General features: G+C 57.2%; 23 protein-coding genes and 1 tRNA gene. 17 read left to right on the top strand and 7 right to left on the bottom strand.

Annotated elements, in window-relative coordinates:
* Positions 1 to 30: 30 nt before the first annotated feature.
* From LG203_RS11520 to LG203_RS11505, 4 genes are read right to left on the bottom strand one after another with little or no spacing between them, the layout of a single operon-like run.
* The gene (locus tag LG203_RS11520) at positions 31 to 354 is read right to left on the bottom strand and encodes a hypothetical protein (protein ID WP_230345896.1); all 324 of its coding nucleotides are present in this window, start codon (positions 352 to 354) and stop codon (positions 31 to 33) included.
* A gap of 1 nt (position 355) precedes the next feature.
* Positions 356 to 973, bottom strand: coding sequence for a DUF4202 domain-containing protein (locus LG203_RS11515; RefSeq protein WP_230345895.1), 618 nt, complete (start codon positions 971 to 973; stop codon positions 356 to 358).
* Positions 974 to 1,012: 39 nt separating this feature from the next.
* Entirely contained in the window at positions 1,013 to 1,234 is a 222-nt protein-coding gene (locus LG203_RS11510) for a DUF3820 family protein (RefSeq protein ID WP_230345894.1), read from the bottom strand.
* On the bottom strand, positions 1,231 to 1,596 hold the full coding sequence (locus LG203_RS11505; RefSeq protein WP_230345893.1) for a DUF4144 domain-containing protein: 366 nt from the start codon (positions 1,594 to 1,596) through the stop codon (positions 1,231 to 1,233). Before LG203_RS11505 ends, LG203_RS11510 begins: the two co-directional genes overlap by 4 nt.
* 123 nt (positions 1,597 to 1,719) lie before the next feature.
* Between LG203_RS11505 and arfB the strand changes: the two genes are divergently transcribed.
* The 10 genes from arfB to LG203_RS11455 all read left to right on the top strand — a co-directional run bounded on the left by arfB (position 1,720) and on the right by LG203_RS11455 (position 9,616).
* Complete coding sequence (gene arfB, locus LG203_RS11500; RefSeq protein WP_230345892.1) at positions 1,720 to 2,124, top strand: alternative ribosome rescue aminoacyl-tRNA hydrolase ArfB; 405 nt, start codon at positions 1,720 to 1,722, stop codon at positions 2,122 to 2,124.
* 15 nt (positions 2,125 to 2,139) lie between these two features.
* The gene (gene tsaB / locus LG203_RS11495; RefSeq protein ID WP_230345891.1) at positions 2,140 to 2,832 is read left to right on the top strand and encodes a tRNA (adenosine(37)-N6)-threonylcarbamoyltransferase complex dimerization subunit type 1 TsaB; all 693 of its coding nucleotides are present in this window, start codon (positions 2,140 to 2,142) and stop codon (positions 2,830 to 2,832) included.
* Entirely contained in the window at positions 2,829 to 3,290 is a 462-nt protein-coding gene (gene rimI, locus LG203_RS11490) for a ribosomal protein S18-alanine N-acetyltransferase (RefSeq protein ID WP_230345890.1), read from the top strand. Before tsaB ends, rimI begins: the two co-directional genes overlap by 4 nt.
* On the top strand, positions 3,287 to 4,411 hold the full coding sequence (locus tag LG203_RS14435; protein WP_328487033.1) for a uracil-DNA glycosylase: 1,125 nt from the start codon (positions 3,287 to 3,289) through the stop codon (positions 4,409 to 4,411). Before rimI ends, LG203_RS14435 begins: the two co-directional genes overlap by 4 nt.
* A gap of 28 nt (positions 4,412 to 4,439) precedes the next feature.
* On the top strand, positions 4,440 to 5,033 hold the full coding sequence (locus tag LG203_RS11480; RefSeq protein WP_015830831.1) for a LemA family protein: 594 nt from the start codon (positions 4,440 to 4,442) through the stop codon (positions 5,031 to 5,033).
* A 6-nt stretch (positions 5,034 to 5,039) separates the two neighbouring features.
* The gene (locus tag LG203_RS11475; protein ID WP_230345889.1) at positions 5,040 to 5,900 is read left to right on the top strand and encodes a TPM domain-containing protein; all 861 of its coding nucleotides are present in this window, start codon (positions 5,040 to 5,042) and stop codon (positions 5,898 to 5,900) included.
* A 3-nt stretch (positions 5,901 to 5,903) separates the two neighbouring features.
* Positions 5,904 to 6,413 (top strand): TPM domain-containing protein, encoded by a 510-nt coding sequence (locus tag LG203_RS11470; protein WP_230345888.1) that lies wholly within the window; start codon positions 5,904 to 5,906, stop codon positions 6,411 to 6,413.
* Positions 6,394 to 7,041, top strand: a complete 648-nt coding sequence (locus LG203_RS11465; RefSeq protein ID WP_230345887.1) for a hypothetical protein — start codon at positions 6,394 to 6,396, stop codon at positions 7,039 to 7,041. The genes LG203_RS11470 and LG203_RS11465 overlap by 20 nt, the downstream gene beginning before the upstream one ends.
* A 169-nt stretch (positions 7,042 to 7,210) precedes the next feature.
* Positions 7,211 to 8,935, top strand: a complete 1,725-nt coding sequence (locus tag LG203_RS11460) for a proline--tRNA ligase (RefSeq protein ID WP_230345886.1) — start codon at positions 7,211 to 7,213, stop codon at positions 8,933 to 8,935.
* Between the two features lie 69 nt (positions 8,936 to 9,004).
* Positions 9,005 to 9,616 carry a lytic transglycosylase domain-containing protein gene (locus LG203_RS11455; RefSeq protein ID WP_230345885.1) on the top strand — a complete coding sequence of 204 codons (612 nt, stop codon included), beginning with the start codon at positions 9,005 to 9,007 and terminating at the stop codon, positions 9,614 to 9,616.
* Positions 9,617 to 9,631: 15 nt separating this feature from the next.
* Here the strand turns inward: LG203_RS11455 and LG203_RS11450 are convergent, their stop codons facing one another.
* Positions 9,632 to 10,558 carry a hypothetical protein gene (locus tag LG203_RS11450; RefSeq protein ID WP_230346374.1) on the bottom strand — a complete coding sequence of 309 codons (927 nt, stop codon included), beginning with the start codon at positions 10,556 to 10,558 and terminating at the stop codon, positions 9,632 to 9,634.
* A 151-nt stretch (positions 10,559 to 10,709) separates the two neighbouring features.
* The gene (queA, locus tag LG203_RS11445) at positions 10,710 to 11,747 is read right to left on the bottom strand and encodes a tRNA preQ1(34) S-adenosylmethionine ribosyltransferase-isomerase QueA (protein WP_230345884.1); all 1,038 of its coding nucleotides are present in this window, start codon (positions 11,745 to 11,747) and stop codon (positions 10,710 to 10,712) included.
* Between the two features lie 35 nt (positions 11,748 to 11,782).
* On the opposite strand from queA, the gene LG203_RS11440 reads away from it, so the two are divergent.
* Positions 11,783 to 11,867, top strand: a tRNA-Leu gene (locus LG203_RS11440).
* A gap of 190 nt (positions 11,868 to 12,057) precedes the next feature.
* Here LG203_RS11440 and alkB read toward each other — a convergent pair.
* Positions 12,058 to 12,705, bottom strand: coding sequence for a DNA oxidative demethylase AlkB (alkB, locus tag LG203_RS11435; protein WP_230345883.1), 648 nt, complete (start codon positions 12,703 to 12,705; stop codon positions 12,058 to 12,060).
* Positions 12,706 to 13,067: 362 nt separating this feature from the next.
* Between alkB and LG203_RS11430 the strand changes: the two genes are divergently transcribed.
* Genes LG203_RS11430 through dsbD form a run of 6 tightly spaced genes read left to right on the top strand, consistent with a single transcriptional unit; the run spans position 13,068 to position 20,598 of the window.
* The gene (locus LG203_RS11430; protein ID WP_230345882.1) at positions 13,068 to 13,571 is read left to right on the top strand and encodes a TlpA family protein disulfide reductase; all 504 of its coding nucleotides are present in this window, start codon (positions 13,068 to 13,070) and stop codon (positions 13,569 to 13,571) included.
* The gene (locus tag LG203_RS11425; protein WP_230345881.1) at positions 13,568 to 13,795 is read left to right on the top strand and encodes a DUF4266 domain-containing protein; all 228 of its coding nucleotides are present in this window, start codon (positions 13,568 to 13,570) and stop codon (positions 13,793 to 13,795) included. Before LG203_RS11430 ends, LG203_RS11425 begins: the two co-directional genes overlap by 4 nt.
* A 24-nt stretch (positions 13,796 to 13,819) precedes the next feature.
* Positions 13,820 to 14,983 carry a DUF3570 domain-containing protein gene (locus LG203_RS11420; protein WP_230345880.1) on the top strand — a complete coding sequence of 388 codons (1,164 nt, stop codon included), beginning with the start codon at positions 13,820 to 13,822 and terminating at the stop codon, positions 14,981 to 14,983.
* Positions 14,984 to 14,985: 2 nt separating this feature from the next.
* On the top strand, positions 14,986 to 15,963 hold the full coding sequence (locus LG203_RS11415; RefSeq protein ID WP_230345879.1) for an FAD:protein FMN transferase: 978 nt from the start codon (positions 14,986 to 14,988) through the stop codon (positions 15,961 to 15,963).
* Positions 15,960 to 18,782, top strand: coding sequence for an Ig-like domain-containing protein (locus tag LG203_RS11410; protein WP_230345878.1), 2,823 nt, complete (start codon positions 15,960 to 15,962; stop codon positions 18,780 to 18,782). Before LG203_RS11415 ends, LG203_RS11410 begins: the two co-directional genes overlap by 4 nt.
* 25 nt (positions 18,783 to 18,807) lie before the next feature.
* Positions 18,808 to 20,598, top strand: coding sequence for a protein-disulfide reductase DsbD (gene dsbD, locus LG203_RS11405; RefSeq protein ID WP_230345877.1), 1,791 nt, complete (start codon positions 18,808 to 18,810; stop codon positions 20,596 to 20,598).
* Positions 20,599 to 20,799 lie beyond the last annotated feature (201 nt).

Below are 20,799 nucleotides of genomic sequence, written 5' to 3'. Positions count from 1 at the left end.
GGGCAAGGTTCCTGATGAGGTGGCGGCAGCTCAGGCCGGAAGGTCAAGGTCGATGGCGAGCGCTTTGGCAATGATCACGCGCCCGCCATGGTATTGGCTGAATAACGCCAGGGCTGGCGCAAGCCATGGCGCCAGTTGGGCTTTCCACTCGGGGCTGGCCTCGGCAGATTCCAGGCTGAACAGCGGGGTTTCTTCCGGGGAGTTGGCAGAGCGCAGGGTGCGGAAATGCAGGCGGATTATAACCTGTCCGGCCCAGGCAAAAACAAGGGCATGTGACTCCACGCGCAAGGCAAGCTGGCGCCCATCCTCCAGATGCAAAATGGCGGCCTGCCTGCTTTGTGGCTCAATGCGCATATCAGGCGGGCAGCCAGCCTTCTTCCTGCATCACCTGGGTAATGGCCGGCACCAGCGCATCCGGCAGGCGGATGATGGTGAGGGCGGCCTCGCGGCCTTGTGGCGATGTCTTGCGCAAGGTCTTGCGCAGAATATCCAGCAGTTTGGGCGTGTCGTAATCCGGGTGCTGCTCGACAAAGGCTTGCAGGTAATCCTCCACAAACACCAGCACGATCACGTCTTCCAGCGTTTGCATATCCGGGTCGCTAAGCGGGGCGGCCTTGCCCACCAGCTGGGCCACGCGCTGGAGGGTGATGTCGTCATAGCCCACGTCACGCAGGATGTCGGAGGCAAGCTTGGCATGCATGGCTTTCAGCGCATTGCGCCATTGATGGTAGCCAGGCTTGGTCATGGGGTAGCTGTCGCGTGCAATGCTCCAGCGGCAAATATGCTGGCAGCGGGCGGCCAGCTGCAGCACTTCACTGGCATCGGGCCGGTAACGCTGCAGCATGGCGCTCATGCGCTGAGCATATAGCAGCTCATTGGGGATGGCTTTGCCATCGACCACGGTGTGCTTGGGGTCTTGGGCATTGCGGGCATCAAAGGCATCCAATGCCTGTTGCAGCTGAGGGCTGGTCATATAGTTTCCTGGGTATTGTCTGTATATATTGCGGGGCACCTAGTGCTGGCCGGGTACCCGCAACGGGTCCAGCAGGGTTTTCAGGCCATTGTGGTCCAGCTCCTGCATCAGTGCCAGCAGGCGGCCGATCTCGCCGGGCGGAAAGCCTTCGCGGGCAAACCAGTTGAGGTAATTACCCGGCAGGTCGGCCAGCAGTCTGCCCTTGTATTTGCCAAACGGCATTTGCATAGTCACCAGGCGGTGCAGATCTTCAGGTTTCATGGCGCGGTGTGTTCGTCATCATTCGCCATGGCGATGGCGGCTGCGATGGAGGGCGCATGGAACTTGGCGACGCAGGCCTGGCCTTCACGTGCCAGATGTGCGCGTACCAGTTCCAGCACCTGATCCAGCGACAGATGCTGGCCGGTGGCCTGGGGCTTGACCCGCTGCTGCGCCCGTGGCGTTAGCGTATAAATGGCGCCATGGGCATCAATCAGCCGATCGCGTGCATGGTAAATGTGGTGCTGCAGGTCGGCCGCGGCTTGCCACTCCGCCAGACTGCTAATGTAGGCCAGCTCGGGCTGGCCATCAAATTGCACAATCGCGGGCCAATGTGGCTGGGCAGGAGCGGGGCTAGGGGACATGCCCGCATGGTAACCATGCCCATGCCTGCTGGCAACCGGTTTGCTGCTGTCAGGATTACCGGCTAACGGCACGGCAGCCCTGCGTTACAATGCCTGGTACCCCAGAATGCCGAGCCCCTTTTCATGCAGCCCATCGTGATTCCTGACAGCGAATTTGAACTGACCGCCATGCGGGCACAGGGTGCTGGCGGGCAGAACGTCAACAAGGTGTCCAGCGCGGTGCATTTGCGCTTTGATATCCGTGCTTCTTCGCTGGATGACGCGCACAAGGCCAGATTGCTGGCGCTGCGCGATGCCCGGGTGAGCAGCGAAGGTGTGCTCATCATCAAGGCACAGCGCCATCGCAGCCAGCTGCTCAATCGCCAGGATGCCATCGAACGCCTGCATGCCTGGGTAAACCAGGTGGCGCGGCCGCCCGCTGTGCGGCATGCCACGCGCCCCACGCTGGCTTCACGCAAAAGAAGACTGGAAGGCAAGACGCGGCGCGGGCATATCAAGGCAATGCGTGGCAAAATAGCGGCTGAATAACAGACTGAAGTTTTTATGCGGCTGCTCGCACTCGATACCTCTACCGAATACCTTTCCCTGGCGCTCCATCTGGATGGCCGCGTGTTGACGCGCGAGCTGCATGCTGGTCAAACCCACTCGCAGCGCATTCTGCCTTTGTTGCGTGAATTGCTGGACGAAGCCGGACTCGCCATGACCGATCTGGATGGCATTGCCTTCGGCGCCGGGCCCGGTTCGTTCACCGGTTTGCGCATAGGCTGTGGCGTGGCGCAGGGCCTGGCGTTTGGCGCGGGTCTGCCGGTGGTGGGCGTATGCACCCTGCTGGCGCTGGCGGAAGCCAGTGGCGCTGACCAGGTGATAGCCTGTCTCGATGCGCGCATGGGTGAGGTGTACCACGCCGTGTATCGTCGGCAAGGCGATGCATGGCAGGAAGTCATCGCCCCAGGCTTATACAAGCCTGAAGCCGTGCCCGCCTTAGAGGGGGCTGGCTGGGTCGGGATTGGTAGCGGTTGGGCCAGTTATGCCGACATCCTCCAAGCCGCTTATCCTGCGCAAGTATCAAGCACACAGCCTGACCGCTACCCGCGTGCGCAGGAGATTGTGGCTTTGGCCTTGCCAGTGTTTGCCGCGGGTGAAGGGCGCCCGGCGGCTGAGGCAGCGCCTTTGTACATTCGTAACAAGGTGGCGCTCAAAACCAGCGAGCGCGCCAAGATGGCAGGGCTGAAATGAACGCCGTGCTCAAGCCCCGGGTGGCATTCCGCCCCATGCAAAAAGACGACCTGGATACCATCGTCGCCATCGAGCAGGTGATTTTTCCTTACCCATGGACCCGCGGTAATTTCATGGACTCGCTGAATGCGGGCCACAGCTGCTGGGTCATGCAGCAAGACGCCAGCATCGTCGGCTATGCCATTGTCATGATGGTGCTGGATGAAGCCCATCTCCTGAATATCAGTGTGGCGCAGGCCATGCAGGGCAGGGGGCTGGGGCGCTTGCTGCTGGAGCATGTCATGCAGATCGGCCGTCAGTATGGCGGCCTCAATATGTTTCTGGAAGTGCGACCATCCAACACCTCGGCGCTGCGTCTCTACGAAAGCATGGGCTTCAATGAAATGGCCATCCGCCGCAATTACTACCCTGCCAAGCATGGCCGCGAAGATGCCGTGCTGATGGGAGCCGCGCTATGAGTCTGACGCGCGAAGACATGCTGCGCGAACTGGAGCTGCTGCCCGCCTGGCATCTGCGGCAACCGCTACCCACGCCGGTAGCATCGCTTGAAGCGGTGCCTGCAGCCCCCGTTGAAACCCCGGCATCAACTACTTCGCAATCACCTGAAGCGCAGCATGCCGCGGAGCCAGCTGTCGCGACTCTGCCCACGCCCACGCAAGCCAGTGAGGAAGTCCTCACGTCTGTCCCCGTGACCGCTGCTGCGCTAACGGGTGTGGGCGCAACGGATACCAGCGTTGCTTCTACTGTGAAAGCGGATGCCGCAAGCCATGCCGCCTATGCGCTGCCCGATTCAGATACCTCTGTTGCCCCCAGCGCAGTAGCTGATGCAAATGCAGCGGACGACGCATCAACCTCTTCACCGCCCTGGGACGATGACATCCCTCCTCCGGATGAGATGCTGCTGCCCATCTTTGATGACGATGATCACTTGCCCGATATGGCAACATCGCTGGGGCAAGGGCGACGCGACAGCATTGCCCAGCTGGACTGGCAAGGGCTGCAGTCTTGCGTGGCGAATTGCCAGGCATGCAGTCTTTCGCGCACCCGCACGCAGACGGTGTTTGGCGTGGGCGACCCTGCCGCCGAATGGCTGATCGTAGGCGAAGCGCCGGGCGCCGAAGAGGACAAGCGCGGCGAGCCCTTTGTTGGCCAGGCCGGGCAATTGCTGGATAACATGCTGGGGGCGATTCAGCTCAAGCGCGGGCAGAATGTGTATATCGCCAATGTGCTCAAGTGCCGTCCCCCGCAGAATCGCGATCCGCAAGGCGAGGAAGTCCAGCAGTGTGATCCTTTTCTCAAGCGTCAGGTGGAACTGATCAAGCCCAAACTGATCCTAGCGTTGGGCAAGTTTGCCGCGCAATCCCTGTTGAATTCGGAGGCGACCATCGGCAGCATGCGCGGTCGCTTGCATGCATATAACGGCGTGCCGGTGATTGTCACTTACCATCCTGCCTATCTGCTGCGCAACCTGATGGATAAGGCCAAGGCATGGGAAGACTTGTGTCTGGCGCGCGCGACCATGCGCAAACTGCAGGAAGATGCCTTGCAATCGGCAACGGCACCCTCATCTAAAGACTGAATTCATTTAACACTAACGAGGACACAACATGCGATCCCTGATGCTTAAACTGGCGACACTGCTGCTGGTGCTGAACCTGACCGGCTGCGGCTACAACACCTTCCAGCAACTTGATGAAGAAGTGAACGCCAACTGGTCCGAAGTGCTGAACCAGTATCAGCGCCGTGCCGATCTGGTGCCCAATCTGGTGAGCACCGTCAAAGGCTATGCCAGCCACGAAGAAAAAGTACTGACCGAAGTGACCGAAGCGCGCGCCAAGGTCAGCAGCATTCAGGCAACCCCTGAGCTGATCAACGATGAAGCCGCGTTTGCCAAGTTCCAGCAGGCACAAAGCCAGATGACATCGGCATTGTCCCGCCTTCTGGTCGTGGCAGAAAACTACCCTCAGCTGAAGGCGGACGCCAGCTTCCGTGATTTGCAGGCCCAACTGGAAGGCACGGAAAACCGTGTGACCGTGGCCCGCAATCGTTATATTCAGGCAGTAAAGGAATATAACGTGGCGATTCGTACCTTCCCGAATAACCTGACCGCCAGCATGTTCGGCTACAAACCCAAGCCTAACTTCAGTGTGGAAAACGAGAAGGAAATCTCCAAGGCTCCCGCTGTTAACTTCGACAAGTAAGCATACGTGAAGAAGTTGAGCGCCTTGCTGCGCTGGTGCCTGCCCCTGCTGTTGCTTGCCTCTTTATGGCAGGCGGGAGCGGCGCAGGCGCTGGAAGCCATTCCACCGCTGACCCAGCGCGTGACCGACCTGACGTCGACCTTGACGGCTGAGCAGCAGGCCGGGCTGGAAGCCCGCCTGCAGGCATTTGAGCAGCAAAAAGGCAGCCAGATTGCCATCCTGATCGTACCCACGACCCAGCCTGAGGATATCGCGCAGTATTCCATCCGCGTGGTGGAAGCCTGGAAACTGGGGCGCGAGAAGCAGGACGATGGCGTGCTGATCCTGCTGGCGAAGAATGATCGCAAGATGCGCATTGAAGTCGGCTATGGCCTTGAAGGCGCAATCCCAGATGTCACCGCCAAGCGCATCATCAGTGATGTCATGGCGCCGTATTTTCGGCAGGGGGATTTTTACGGTGGCCTGAATGCCGCTGTGGAGCGTATCGCCGCGCTGATCGACGGTGAAGCCCTGCCTGCGCCACCGCAGCAAGCCCGTGGTGGCGAACATGACTGGGGCGATATGCTGCCGATTCTGCTGTTTGGCGGCTTGATCGCCGGCGCCATGTTGCGCGCGGTGCTGGGCAGCTTTTTTGGTGGTGTGGCTACTGGTGGCCTGATAGGCGCTGCCGTCTGGATACTGGGCGGTGGCCTCATCATGGCGCTGGTGCTGGCGTTCATTGCTTTTGTCGTCACGTTGGCCGGTATTGGCAATCTGGGTGGATTTGGTGGCTATGGCGGTGGTGGATTTGGTGGCGGCAGCGGTGGTGGCGGTTTTTCTGGTGGTGGCGGCGGCTTCGGCGGCGGCGGGGCTTCGGGAGACTGGTAAATCATGCTGAAAAAATCCGGATTTTCACGTTTCATGGCCCACTTGCTGGCAACGCCATGGCAGTTCAAACGCCACTTCAGTCAGCAGGCACTTGTCAATATTGAGAAGGCCACCGCCGCGAGCGAGCGCTCACATAATGGCGAAATTCGCGTGGTGGTGGAGGGCAGTCTTTCGCCCATGCATATCCTGCAAGGGGTTACACCGCGTCATCGTGCCATTGAGCTGTTTTCGCAACTGCGGGTATGGGATACCGCGGCCAATAATGGCGTGCTGATCTATTTGTTACTGGCGGATCGCGATGTGGAAATCATTGCCGATCGCGGCATACACCAGCGGGTAGGCGAAGCTGGCTGGGAGGCAATCTGCCGCGAAATGGAAGCCATGTTCCGCCAGGGACATTTTGAAACCGGCGTCCTGCATGGCATTACCCGCATAGGTGCCGCCTTGCAGCAATACTTTCCGCCGACTTCCGATGATCAGAATGAGTTGCCCGATGCGCCGCTGGTGCTTTGATAGCGGCGACTGGGGTGCCAGGATTGCAGGCGCGATCGCCGCGTTTTTTCTGTTGTTGTCTTGCCCTGTCTGGGCCGATAGCGCGGCACTGACGCAGGTATTGCAACAAAAGCCCACACTGGAAGGTTTTGACATATGTTACGGCGGCGGCTGTGCCGCCATGGCCCGCATTACCTTGAGCGCCGAAGAGTGGCAGCGCGTAGTCCAGGTCTTTAGTCCCCTGCCGGAAAATGCAGCCGCCGAGCGTGTGGCCATCAGCCACGCGCTGGGGGAAATGGAGCAGATGGTGGGTGCCAAAACCGGTACATCGGTCGACAAGGCAGGGACCTTTGGTGTCTGGGGCAAGCCCGGTCAGCTGGATTGCAATGACGAGGCCGCCAACAGCACCGCCTACATGAAGCTGATGCTGAAAGAGGGCCTGATCCGTTTTCACGATATTCTGGATACCAAGCGTCGTGGTTTCTTTCTCAATGGATGGCCGCATACCGCCGCCGCCATACTGGACCGCGCCTCGGGTGAGCGTTTTGCCGTGGACTCCTGGTTTTACGATAACGGCCAGCCGGCTGTGGTTATCCCGCTGGAACAATGGAAATCGGGCTGGAAGCCGGGAAACAGCTCTGCTCGCTGAGCATCGCACGCGCGCTGCGGGCGTGTTTTTCGTTGTATTTGATTTAATTTCGCACACGATCCGGGCCGTTTTTGCCCCGTGAAACGCCTCTCGGCTGACTTCGTGGGCATTTCTCTATAAAATCCACACCTTAAGTTTTCTTCCATCCCCTATTTTTTAAGAGTTACTCATGCGCGCCTCTCAGTTTTTTATTGCCACCCAAAAAGAAGCCCCACAGGAAGCCGAGCTGCCCAGTCATCGCCTGATGCTGCGAGCCGGCCTGATCAAGCGCCTGGGCTCTGGCCTCTATACCTGGATGCCGCTGGGTTTGCGTGTATTGCGCAAGGTGGAAACCGTGGTGCGCGACGAAATGAACAAGGCCGGTGCGCTGGAGCTGCTGATGCCAGCGGTGCAGCCTGCTGAACTGTGGCAGGAAACCGGGCGCTGGGATGTGTTTGGTCCCCAGATGCTGAAGATTACCGACCGCCACGAGCGTTCTTTCTGTTTCGGCCCCACGCACGAAGAAGTGATCACCGATCTGGCGCGGCGCGAAATCAAGAGCTACAAACAATTGCCGCTCAACTTTTACCAGATCCAGACCAAATTCCGCGATGAAATCCGCCCTCGCTTTGGCGTGATGCGCGCCCGCGAATTTGTCATGAAGGATGCCTACTCCTTCCATACCAGCCTGGAATCGCTGGAGGCAACCTATGCCACCATGTATCAGGCATATAGCAATGTCTTCAACCGCCTGGGCCTGAAATTCCGCGCGGTGCGTGCCGATACCGGCGCCATCGGCGGCGACGGCTCGCATGAGTTTCATGTGCTGGCGGATTCCGGGGAAGATGCACTGGCCTACTGCCCAGCCTCTGACTATGCCGCCAACGTGGAGCTGGCAGAAGCGCTGCCACCAACGGCGCCACGCGCCGCCGCACAGGAAACCCTGCGTGAAGTGGATACCCCCAAGCAGACCGCCTGCGAAGATGTCGCCGCCTTGCTGGGAATCAGCGTAACTCGCACCGTGAAAGCGATTGCCCTGATGGTGGCCCATGGCGAAGGCCAATCCCGCTTTGTGCTGGCGTTGCTGCGTGGCGACCATAGCCTGAATGAGATCAAGCTGGCCAAGCAGCCCGGCTTTGCCGATTTCCGCTTTGCCACCGAAGAAGAAATCCGCGCACATCTGAATTGCCCTCCCGGCTTTATTGGCCCGGTAGGTGTGAGTGCCGAAGTGAGCGTCATTGCTGACCACACCGTGGCCGCCATGAGCGATTTTGTTTGTGGTGCCAACAAACCCAAGTTCCACCTGGCGGGCGTCAACTTTGGTCGTGATTTGCCCGAGCCTTCGCTGGTGGCGGATATCCGCAATGTGATCAACGGCGACCCCAGTCCGGATGGCAAGGGCGTGCTGGAACTGTGCCGCGGCATTGAAGTCGGCCACATCTTCCAGTTGCGCACCAAATATGCCGAGGCGATGAACGCAACCTATCAGGCTGAAAACGGCGAGCTCAAGATCATGGAAATGGGCTGCTATGGTATCGGCGTATCCCGTATCGTGGGTGCAGCGATTGAGCAAGGCAACGATGCCCGCGGCATTATTTTCCCCGCCGCCATGGCGCCGTTCAGTGTGGCGATTGCGCCTATCGGCATGGATAGAAGCGATGCCGTCAAGGATGCTGCGCTGGCCCTGTATGCAGAACTGCAGCAGGCCGGCATTGATGTGCTGCTGGATGACCGTGGCGAGCGGCCGGGCGTGATGTTTGCTGATCTGGAACTGATCGGCATCCCGCACCGCGTGGTGATTGGCGACCGTGGCCTGAAGGAAGGCCAGGTCGAGTATCAGGCACGTACTGACGAACAGGCGCAGTCTGTTGCGCTGAGCGATATTGTCAGCAAGCTCAAGCAGGCACTGGCCTGAAGTCCGTTCTTTATGTGGGCTGCGGGCTAAACCTGCAGCGTCTGACGCCGTAACAGACTGATGATGAGGATGCGCGCATTGAATAAACTCTGTATATCCGGCTGGCTGGCGTGGGCACTCTTAAGTGCTCTGCCTGCCCACGCCGGTGCGCAGAAAGAAGAGCCGCTCTCGAATAGTGTGCGGGCGCTGATGCAGAAGTCCGTCAGCGATCTGGCCGCGCCCAGACTGGTATTTGCCAGCGAGGTGGAAGGCCAGCGCTGGATGCAGGACATGTCGGAGCGCCTAAAAAAGCGCATGCCGGATCAGACCATGCGCGAGGATTTTTTACGGTCTGTGCATTACGAGGCATCGCGGGCGGGGCTGGATCCGCAACTGGTTCTGGGCTTGATTCAAGTGGAAAGTGGCTTCAAGAAATACGCGGTGTCGGAAGTCGGCGCGCGCGGCTTCATGCAGGTCATGCCGTTCTGGGTGCGCAGCATCGGTTCGCCGGAGCATAACCTGTTTCACCTGCGCCTGAATCTGCGTTATGGCTGCACCATCCTGCGGCATTACCTGGATATCGAAAACGGCGATCTGTACCGGGCCCTTGGCCGTTACAACGGCAGCCTGGGCCAACCCGAATATCCCAATATGGTGCTCGGCGCCTGGCGCAACAACTGGAGCTATCGCCCCAGTTATTAACTCTGGGCATTAGGATCAGGGAGCTGTCTGGTCCGAGATTTTGAATCCCAGGTAAGTCCCAAACTCCCCCTCACGCTCGGCGTATACAAACAGCATGCCATTGCTGTAGCCAACCCCGTTGTAATGGTTTTGCGACAGCAGCTTGATATTGCCCGGCAAGGTGCTCTTGCCCACCAGCTTGCCGTTGAGGTCAAACACCAGAATCGCCTTGTGGTCGACATCCAGCATGGCGAGTTCTTCGCCTGTAATACCGGTGTAGGCGATAAAGTGGTCGCTCACGTCATCAAACTTCGCACCTGCCGCATCCAGGTCCAGCAAGATCTCGGTGACTTTCTCGCGCTGTTTTGGTTCGACTACCCATACCCGGTTGCTGCGTTCCTGCTTGGCGTAATAGCGCTGGCGCTGAGCGTCGTAGCTCGGCATGGTCGCGGCATCACCAAACGCCGGGTTAAAGCTGAGTACATCATTGGTATTGTCTGTCAGCTCGCCCTTGTCGTTGATCTCCAGGGCAAAAATGCCTGTCCCCGGTGTAAAGCCTGCATTGCTTGAAACGTTATAGGTAATGGTTTCAATATGCTGCGTGTTGGGATTGAAGTAAATGGCGCGGTTATCCAACCCAGGCAGGGCCGATTGCAGATACTTGCCGGTGGCATCAAACACATGCACTTCAGAGCGCGAGGTGGTGATATCCATTGAGCCCGGTACCGGGCCCAGTCCACCATCGGCAACAAAATAGCGCTGATGCAGCGGCGAATAGGCAACACCCATCGGCCGGGTGGTCGGTTTCTTTACCAGAGGAATGCGTATGCCGACCTGGGCTTCTGGCAACACCTGGGCGGTCGCAGGCAGGGCCAATACCAGGCTGGCACAAAAGGCGGATATGGCAGTAAAGCGGTTTAACGTCATGGCAACTCTCATCTCACTCTCAAATTCACGGCGCATTGTGGTCATGGCCTGGGTCATCCGTCGGGATTTAGTCCCGTGCAGGATGGGAAGAATACCCGATTATGAAGCGGACAGGCAGCAGGAGTTCCGTTGACGATGCTGCTTGTGCACAACCTGCCATTTCGCTGTTTCGCGCAGGGGAACCGTTTTAGTCCATGGTTTCCCGACGTTCCAGCAGCATGGCGTCGCCGTAGCTGAAAAAGCGGTAACGGCTGGCAATCGCATGGGCATAGGCCGCGCGAATATGCTCCACCCCGGCAAACGCCGATACCAGCATCATCAGCGTGCTTTTGGGCAGGTGAAAGTTGGTCAGCAAGCGCTCGACCACCTGAAAGCGGTAACCGGGCGTGATAAAAATGTCGGTTTCGCCACTGCCTGCGACCAGGGTGCCTGTGCGTGCCGCGCTTTCCAGGGCGCGCAAGGCGGTTGTGCCGACGGCGGTAATCTTGTGGCCAGCGGCACGCGCGGCATTGATCAGGTCGACGGTGGCAGGCGGCACGGTATAAATCTCGCTGTGCATGCGATGCTCGCGGATGTCATCGACACGCACCGGCTGAAACGTGCCCGCGCCCACATGCAGAGTGACATAGGCAATCTGGATGCCTTGTGCCTGCAGGCGATCCAGCATGGCCTGGTTGAAATGCAGACCGGCGGTGGGCGCCGCCACGGCCCCCGGCGTTCTGGCGTATACCGTCTGGTAGCGCTCGTCGTCTGCTGCATCGGCGGCGTGGGTAATATAAGGTGGCAAGGGCAGGGCGCCATACTGGTCAAGCAGATCCAGCAAGGGGATGCTGTGTTCCACCTCAATCAGGAACAGGTCGTCCTGACGCTCGATAACACGTGCCGGAATGCCATCGCCAATAAAGATGCGGCTGCCCGGCTTGGGCGAGCGCGATGCCCGAATATGCGCCAGCGCCCGCTGGGTATCCAGCGGCCGCTCAATCAGCAGCTCAATGCTGCCGCCACTTTCCTTGTGGCCCTGCAAGCGGGCTTTGATCACGCGCGTATCATTGAATATCAGCACATCGCCCGCGTTTAAAAACTGCGGAAGTTCGCGAAACTGATGGTCGGCAATCGCGCCGCTATTGCCATCCAGCCTTAAAAGGCGGCTGCCATCACGCTCGGCGGCAGGGAATTGGGCGATCAGTTCTTCAGGCAGGAAAAAATCAAAATCTTCGGTTCGCATATTGCTCAAGCTTTGTTATAATCGCGTTCCACTCAGCCGGGGTGGCGGAATTGGTAGACGCAGCGGACTCAAAATCCGCCGCCGCAAGGTGTGGGGGTTCGAGTCCCCCCCCCGGCACCACAAAAAGTTATTTTACCATAATAAACAATGGCTTAAAAATAACGATCCTGTTGTAAAAACTCCCATTGATCTTGGTTTGACTTGGCTTGCTGCCGGGTAATTGCGTTGATTCTGTAGTGATTTTCTGCGCGTTCCTCATGGTCGCAAGTCTCATGGTCGCAAGCCGGGTACGCTGTTTGGTAGCGAGCCTTTAGCCTGCCTTGCGAAACGTCAGATTGATGCGGTCTGCTCCCGTTAGTGGATGCTGCTGTGGCTTGATCGGCAACACGCCATGAAAACGCAATCTGTCTTCCCCACCCCACACCACCACATCGCCATGCTGCAACCCCATGCGTAGCGGTTTGTCGCTACGCTGCAGGCCGCCGAGCTGAAATACGGCATCAACCCCCAGCGATACCGAGACGATGGGCGCGCTGAAATCCTGCTCGTTCTTGTCCTGATGCAAGCTCATGCGTGTTCCCGGTGCATAGCGATTGATCAGGCAGGCATCCGGCATAAATCCGGCAAAGCCACAGAGCGCTGCTGCTTCGGTGGCCAGCTGCTGCATGCACGGCGGCAACGCAGGCCATGGTGCATTGGTCAGCGGATCCATGGTGGTGTAGCGATAGCCTTTGCGATCACTGACCCAGCCCAGTTCACCGCAATTGCTCATGGCCACCGACATGGTAAATCCGCCTGGGGTCTGCATATGACGTAAAGGCGACTGCTCTAAAACGCGAGCAATATCGATCAGCAGGGAGGCTTCATTCCTTAACGCAAAACCCGGTAAGTAAAACGTGGCCTCTGACAGTCGGTGAGGAGTGGTTGCTGGTCTGGAAAAAAGGTCTTTAGTACACATGTGGGCAGGAGATTGGGATGTCAGGATTGGACAACTTGTTTTGCCGGTTGATCATCCGGTGTGGCGCGGGGTGCGCAAAAAAAGTATGAGGATGTTTAATACCCATGCAGGAAATGTGGGATTTCGTCTTGATTGACCTTCGTAATTTGGTTTTGAGAATAAGCTTCTTCTAAATACTTCAATATATAAATCAATAGATTAATTCCCTTTTTATGTGGGTGGTGGTTGGTCTCATGGCGGGTGGAATGCGATTTGCACATATGCATGCATACCGCATGGTATCTGCAGGAAGTCTTTGCATTTTTAATATTTAAGTGCAGACCCATGATCAAACATCAAGTTAAGTGAAAAGGGGAGAAGCTGTGAAACGGAGTATCAAGAGAGGTCTGCTGGTTGTGCTGGCTCTGGGACTGAGTATCGGAATGAGCCAGGGGTTTGCTGACTATGCTGCTGCCCCTGATTTTGAGCTGCCAAGCGCGGCCGGAAATATTTCACTCGCGCAATACAAAGGCAAGGTGGTCTACCTGGATTTCTGGGCATCCTGGTGTGGCCCTTGCAAGCAGTCTTTTCCCTGGATGAACAGCATGCAGGAGAAATATCAAGCGCAAGGGCTTCAGATCGTCGCCATCAATCTGGATGCGAATAAGGACGATGCTGCCAGCTTTCTGGCGGGGACGCCTGCCAAATTTACAGTGGCTTTCGATGCCAAGGGCGTGACGCCAAGAGCCTATGGGGTAAAAGGCATGCCAACCAGCTACCTCATTGATCGAGACGGCAAAGTGATCATGCAGCATATGGGGTTCAATGCTGCGGATCGAGAAAAGCTGGAATTGAAAATTCAGTCCCTTTTAGGGGCTCCCAAATGAGGCAGCTGAAATGGCGATGGCTGCTGATCCTGTCCATCCTCCCGCTCGCTGGCTGTTCTGGAATCACGCGCGTACAACCATGGGAGAAAGGAACCCTGGCCAAGCCGGAGATGACCTTTGAAGGGGATGTGCTTGACACTAACTTTACCGAGCATACCTATTTCAGCAAGGAGGGTGCCTCAGGCGGAGGCGGTGTAGGCGGTGGGGGTTGTGGCTGTAACTAAAGCGGCCGGAGTCAGGAAAACATAATGAAAATACAACGATCACCCATCCCACAAGCTTCCGGCAGTTCTGCTTTGGACATGATAGGCAAAGGGGCGGTGCTGCTGTCAGCAGCGACTGCTCTGCTGCCAGTGGCCATGCCTGCCCATGCTGATCTGGCGCCTGAACGAGGCATTGTGGCATTCAAGTATCTCGACTATAGCGACTGGCAACCCGGGGACGAACGCATTCGCGTCCGGGCACCTTCGGTCATGGTCATGATGCCGATTGCAGGCGCCTGGTCTGTCAGCGGCACTTACACGTCTGATTCGGTCTCCGGCGCATCGCCTGCCTATCACTCACGACAGTTGACGTCCATGGAGGACTTGCGTCGTGCGATCGACCTCAGGCTGACGCATTACATGCAGCGCGGAACGGTAACGGTTGGCAGCAGTTACTCCAATGAGTCGGATTACATCTCACGCGGATTTTCCGTGCAGGGGACATTATCTACCGAAGACAAGAATACGACGTTTAATGCAGGCATGGGGGTGTCGAATGACGATATCAATCCCAACAACCTGGCTGTCGTCGGTGAAAAGAAACACGTGACGGACTGGATCGTGGGGGTCACGCAGATTCTCACCGTGCGCGATATTGTCCAGCTCAATCTGGGATACTCCAAGGGCAACGGATATTTTTCGGACCCTTACAAAGCGTTTGACGAACGTCCGCGTGGACGCGATCACTCGACAATACTGCTGCGCTGGAATCATCATGTTGATCAGCTTGGCGGTAGCAGTCACGTCTCCTATCGCTATTACACGGATACCTATGGCATCCGGGCGCATACGCTGGCGACAGAGTATGCGCAACCGCTGGCGCACGGCTGGACCGTGACGCCCCTCTTGCGCTACTACACCCAGACCGCCGCCGATTTCTATCTGGAAGCCTTGCCCAATGCCAATGGCTTGCCAACGTTCCCTGACTTTAACGCCAAGTATTACTCGGAGGATCAGCGTCTTTCGGAGTATGGCGCGTTCACCGTGGGCATGAAGGTGGCCAAGCAGCTGGATGAAAACTGGACGGTGGATGCCAAGATTGAACAGTATGAGCAACGCAGTGAGTGGGCATTGAATTCAGGAGGCAGTACAGGGATTGCACCTTTCCGCTATCGCAGCCTGCAGTTTGGTATTTCGCGCAGGTTTTGACCATGGTGTTCTCCTTGGATATAGAAATCAGCCAGATTGCCCCGGCCACGCATCGCTTCCGGTTCAAGTCCATGGGTAGCCGGTGCGAGATCGTCATTGGCTCGCCTGAAGCCGAACAGGCTCAGCTTGCCGCGACGTTGGCCATTAACGAGGTCAGGCGCATTGAGCAAAAATACTCTCGTTATCTGGCAGACAGCGTTATCTCCCGCATCAATCGTTCGGCAGGTGCGGATGCCGTGCACTGTGATGAGGAGACGCTCTCCCTGCTGCAGTACGCGGACGTTCTTTTCACGGCCAGCGATGGCCTCTTCGACATTACCTCCGGCGTGCTGCGGCGCGCCTGGAATTTCAATATCCCGCAACTACCGAGTGATACCGATCTGCAGGCTTGTCTGGCGCTGGTGGGTTGGTCGCATGTGGAGTGGGATGGCCCACAGTTCAGGCTGCCACAGCCGGGCATGGAGATCGATTTTGGCGGATTTGGCAAAGAGTATGCCGTTGATCGGGCAGCCAGTGTCCTGCTCGCACAGGGCGTGATCCATGGCTATGTGAATCTGGGAGGCGATATCAGCGTTGTCGGCCCCAAGCAGGATGGCGCTCCCTGGATCATGGGTATTCAGCATCCGAGAAGACCGGATGACTTGCTTGCCAGTATCCCGATTGAGCGTGGCGCTCTGGCAAGCAGCGGGGATTATGAGCGGTTTTTTGAAATTTCAGGCAAGCGTTACTGCCACGTGCTATCCCCCGTCACAGGCTATCCGGTGACAGGCTGGCAATCGGTGAGTGTGCTGGCGCCCTTGTGCGTTACGGCGGGCAGCTACAGCACGATTGCCATGCTCAAAGGCGAAGATGCAACAGCATGGTTGTCAGCACAAGGCATTCGGTCGCTTGCGATGGACAGTAACGGAGAGCTGCACTTCACGGGCGATCAGCCTCCCCTTCACAACAATCAGATACAGCATGAGGACATGAGCACATGACCACCTACACCGGGAATTCAGGAAACAATAGCTATACCATCGCACGCTACGGGCAGGTCCTGACCTATGATGGAAAGGCGGGGACGGACACCCTGAGTTTTGATCGCCTTGCCAAATCCTATTTCACCATTTCGGCACCGGATAGTGATGGTTACATCACCATTGACTCCAAAGCGGGCGCCAGTGCCACTTATCACATCCGCGTAAAGAATGTGGAAATCCTCAAATTCAGCAATGGTTCGGTCAAGGTTGATCTGACGACGCTCTATCCAGATGCATTTTCAACGACGGATACCACGGCTCCCACCATAAAAACGCTTGCCCCGGCAGATGAGGCAACCGGGGTGTCGATTGATACCGCCATTCAGGTTACCTTCAGTGAAAACGTGGTTCGTGGCACCGGCGATATCGTGCTCAAGGATGCGGATGGTAACGTCATCGAAACCTACGCCGCCGCGAGTAGCAGCAATCTCAGCATAAGTGGCAATCTGCTGACCATCACCCCTGACTCAGCATTGCAATTCAGCACGGGATACAGCATTGAGTTCGCTGCCGGTACGGTGGCGGATGCAAGTGGCAATACATTGGCCAGTGTGACCAGTTACAACTTCACAACGGCCTCCGCTGAGATTACGGGGACGGCTGCGGCCAATACCATCAACGGCACATCACGTAGCGACATCCAGCATGGCCTGGCGGGGAATGACAAGCTGTTTGGCCTGGCGGCCAGCGATACGCTGGATGGTGGTGCTGGGAACGACAGCCTGGACGGTGGATCTGGTGCAGATGCCATGACAGGTGGGCTGGGTAACGATACCTATGTGGTGGACGATGCTGGCGATGTGGTGACAGAAGCGTCTAGCCTGGCGACCGAGATTGATACGGTCGAGTCGAGTGTCGACTATGTCTTGGGTGCGAATGTGGAGAAGCTGGTACTGACCGGCAGTGCCGAGTCTGGAACGGGGAACAGCCTGAACAACACGCTGACCGGGAACAGCAGCGCCAACCTACTGGACGGTGGTGCGGGCACAGACAAACTGGCCGGTGGCGCCGGGGATGACGAATACCGGGTAGACCTGAAAGTGACCGGAGCTGGTGCTAAAGCCGTTGCGAGCCTGGAGGACAGCGTGACTGAGATCGCGGGTGGGGGCGATGACACGGTGGTATTGCGAGGGAGTGTCAGTCTGACCAAGGCCAGCACTCTGGTTTTGGGCGCGAATCTGGAGAATCTGGATGCAAGTGCGACCGGCAGCAGCCTGCTGAACCTGACAGGGAATGGATTAGCCAACACGCTGACGGGGAATGATGCGGCCAATACCCTGAATGGTGGTGCCGGGGCCGATACGATGACTGGCGGTAATGGCGACGATCTTTACCTGGTGGACAATGTGGGTGATGTCGTCATCGAATCCAGTGGCAGTGGCGGGCAGGATAAGGTCCAGGTGAGTATCGCGGTTACCGGAAGCTATACCTTGGGCAGCAATGTTGAAGATGCTGTGTTGACCAACAAGGTGGTATTCAGCCTGACAGGCAACGCCTTGGATAACGCGTTAACGGGCAATGCTGCCATTAACACCATTTCGGGCGGAGATGGCGATGATACCTTGGATGGGGGCGCAGGGGCCGACACACTGGACGGTGGTGCCGGCGATGACATGTATCTGGTTGATAACCTGGCGGATGCCATTACCGACGCCAGTGGTGCCGATACCATCAAAGCTACCCTCGCCAAGGGAACCTATGTGCTTGCCGATGGACTGGAGAATTTGATTCTCGGCGGCAAGGCTGCCATCAACGGCACGGGCAATGCGGCAGACAATACGCTTGCCGGAAACGCCGCTGCCAATCGCCTAGACGGTGGAGTGGGTGCGGATGCCATGACAGGCGGGCTGGGTAACGATACCTATGTGGTGGACGATGCTGGCGATGTGGTGACAGAAACGTCTAGCCTGGCGACCGAGATTGATATGGTCGAGTCGAGTGTCGACTATGTCTTGGGTGCGAATGTGGAGAAGCTGGTACTGACCGGCAGTGCCGAGTCTGGAACGGGGAACAGCCTGAACAACACGCTGACCGGGAACAGCAGCGCCAACCTACTGGACGGTGGTGCGGGCACAGACAAACTGGCCGGTGGCGCCGGGGATGACGAATACCGGGTAGACCTGAAAGTGACCGGAGCTGGTGCTAAAGCTGTTGCGAGCCTGGAGGACAGCGTGACTGAGATCGCGGGTGGCGGCGATGACACGGTGGTATTGCGAGGGAGTGTCAGTCTGACCAAGGCCAGCACTCTGGTTTTGGGCGCGAATCTGGAGAATCTGGATGCAAGTGCGACCGGCAGCAGCCTGCTGAACCTGACAGGGAATGGATTAGCCAACACGCTGACGGGGAATGATGCGGCCAATACCCTGAATGGTGGTGTCGGCGCAGATAGCCTGCATGGCGGTGCGGGCAGCGACATCCTGATTGGCGGTGCCGGGCTGGATCAACTGGAAGGTGGGAATGATGCGGATATTTTCCTCTTCAATACCGCGGCCTCGGCCAGCAATGTCGATACCCTGGTGGACTTTGTCTCTGGTACCGACACCATTGAGTTGAGCCATGCCATCTTTACCAAATTCAAGGCTGGAGAGGATGTTTCCGACAATCTTGGCAATAGCGCCCCCCAGGATGCAAACGACTACCTGATGTATGACAGTAGTACAGGCGTCTTGGCTTATGACGCGGATGGCACGGGTGCCAAGGTGGCGGTGCAGATTGCCCAGCTGGGAGCAGGGGATAGTCACCCTGACCTCGTTTCCGGCGATATCGTCATTATCTGAACCAGCTTATTCCGAGAGACACTCCATGCCACGCGTATTTCCGAAACACACTTTACTTTTGCTGATGTGGATGCTGCTGGTCCCCATCGCGCATGCGCTTGAAAGTGACGCACCTGATAACAACAGCAGTGACTTCCTTGAGCCCGATCAGGCTTTTCAGCTTGAAATGAAAAGTATCGCTTCCCAGCGTTTTCAGGCTGAGTTCTCGATAGCACCGGGCTATTACCTCTACCGGAAACGTATCAGTTTTCACATGGGGCCTGACGGTCAGGACTTGCCTGTGATCATGCCTTCGGGAGAGATGAAGCAGGATCCCAATCTGGGAGAAAGTGAGGTCTATCACCAGCATCTGGTGGTGACCGGGAATTTGCCAGCCACCGCCCAAGGCGCCGTCACCGTGATTGCCCGCTATCAGGGCTGTAGCGAACATGGATTGTGTTATCCGCCCATGGAGAAAACGGTGAACCTCAGCTTGCCTGTGCTGGCCACTGTTCCTGAGGTCAGCCCCGAGATTCCCATGGATAAGGCCGGGCACTTGTTGCAAGGCGGCAAACTTTGGCTGGTGATTCTGGGCTTCTTTGGCTTTGGCCTCTTGTTATCTCTGACGCCCTGCGTATTTCCGATGATCCCTATTCTTTCCGGAATCATTGTCGGTCAAGGGCAAACTACCAGCCGGTTGCAGGCATTCAATTTGTCTCTGGCCTATACCCTGGGGATGGCGGTTAGTTATACCGTCGCGGGCGTGATTGCCGGCCTTTCCGGACATTTGATCAGTGCTGCCCTGCAGAGTCCCTGGGTGCTTGGCACCAGCGGGCTGCTGTTTGTGCTGCTGTCGCTTTCCATGTTTGGCTTTTATGAGCTCAAGATGCCCGGGGGAATGGAATCAAGTGTGCTGGGCTATACCAACCGTATCAAGGGTGGGCGGCTTGCAGGGGTGTTTGTCATGGGCGTGCTGTCTGCTCTTATTGTCAGCCCGTGTGTTGCCGCGCCATTGGCGGGCGCTCTCCTTTATATAGGGCAGACCCATGATGTCGTGCTGGGTGGCATGGCCTTGTTCAGCCTTTCGCTCGGGATGGGGGTGCCTCTGCTCGTGGTGGGCGCTTCCGCAGGGGCCTTGCTGCCCAAAGCTGGGCGCTGGATGGAAGTGGTGCGTAATTTCTTTGGTGTCGTGATGCTGGGCATGGCGATCTGGATTATTTCGCCAGTGATCAGCGTCAGTGTTCAGATGTTGTTGTGGGCGGCCCTGCTGGTTGTTTCCTCTATCTATCTGCATGCCCTTGATAGCCTGCCTCCAAACAAGACGCGGTGGCAGATGTTTTGCAAGGGCTGCGGTGTGCTGGTGTTGTTAATGGGGGTGAGTCTGTTTCTGGGGGCAATGACGGGCAGTCAGAATCTGTTGCAACCTCTCGTCAATTTACACGCAGAAGCCAAGCCGCAAGTGGCTGAATCCGGGTTGGCCTTCCAGCCTGTTCAGTCATTGGCCGAACTGGATAGTGTGTTGGCGGATACCAAAGGGCGAGCAGTTGTGCTGGATTTTTATGCGGACTGGTGTGCTGCATGCAAAGAGTACGAGCGAACCACTTTTCGCGATGCACGTGTAAAAAATGGGCTGAAAGATGCCTTGTTATTGCAAGTCGATATGACGAAAAACACGGTTGAGCAGCAAGCGATGCTGAAGCGATTCAAGCTGTTTGGGCCGCCCGGCCTGGTTTTTTTCAATGCGCAAGGTCTGGAAATGCGCTCGGCCAAAATTGTTGGGTATCAGGAGGTGGGGGAGTTTATAACAAGCCTGCAACGGGCCGGATTGATGTTGTAGCCCTGCAGAATTTGCGCTGTTTTGTGAGCTGAGCCTGCAAAAAATGGCCATGCTGTGTGTATTTTGTATTTTTTTATAAATTAAATCAGCTATTTATGTTTTTCGTTACGTAGTTGCGACAGGTCTGGCTTTTGCATCTGGCCAGATACCCTGGTTTTCTGCGGATGAATATGCCTGCTGATTTTTTGCTGTTCCTATGTC

Origin of the sequence: Methylovorus mays (assembly GCF_020531915.1) — a bacterium.
GTDB classification, from domain to species: domain Bacteria; phylum Pseudomonadota; class Gammaproteobacteria; order Burkholderiales; family Methylophilaceae; genus Methylovorus; species Methylovorus mays.
This window is presented reverse-complemented; position numbering and strand designations above follow the sequence as displayed.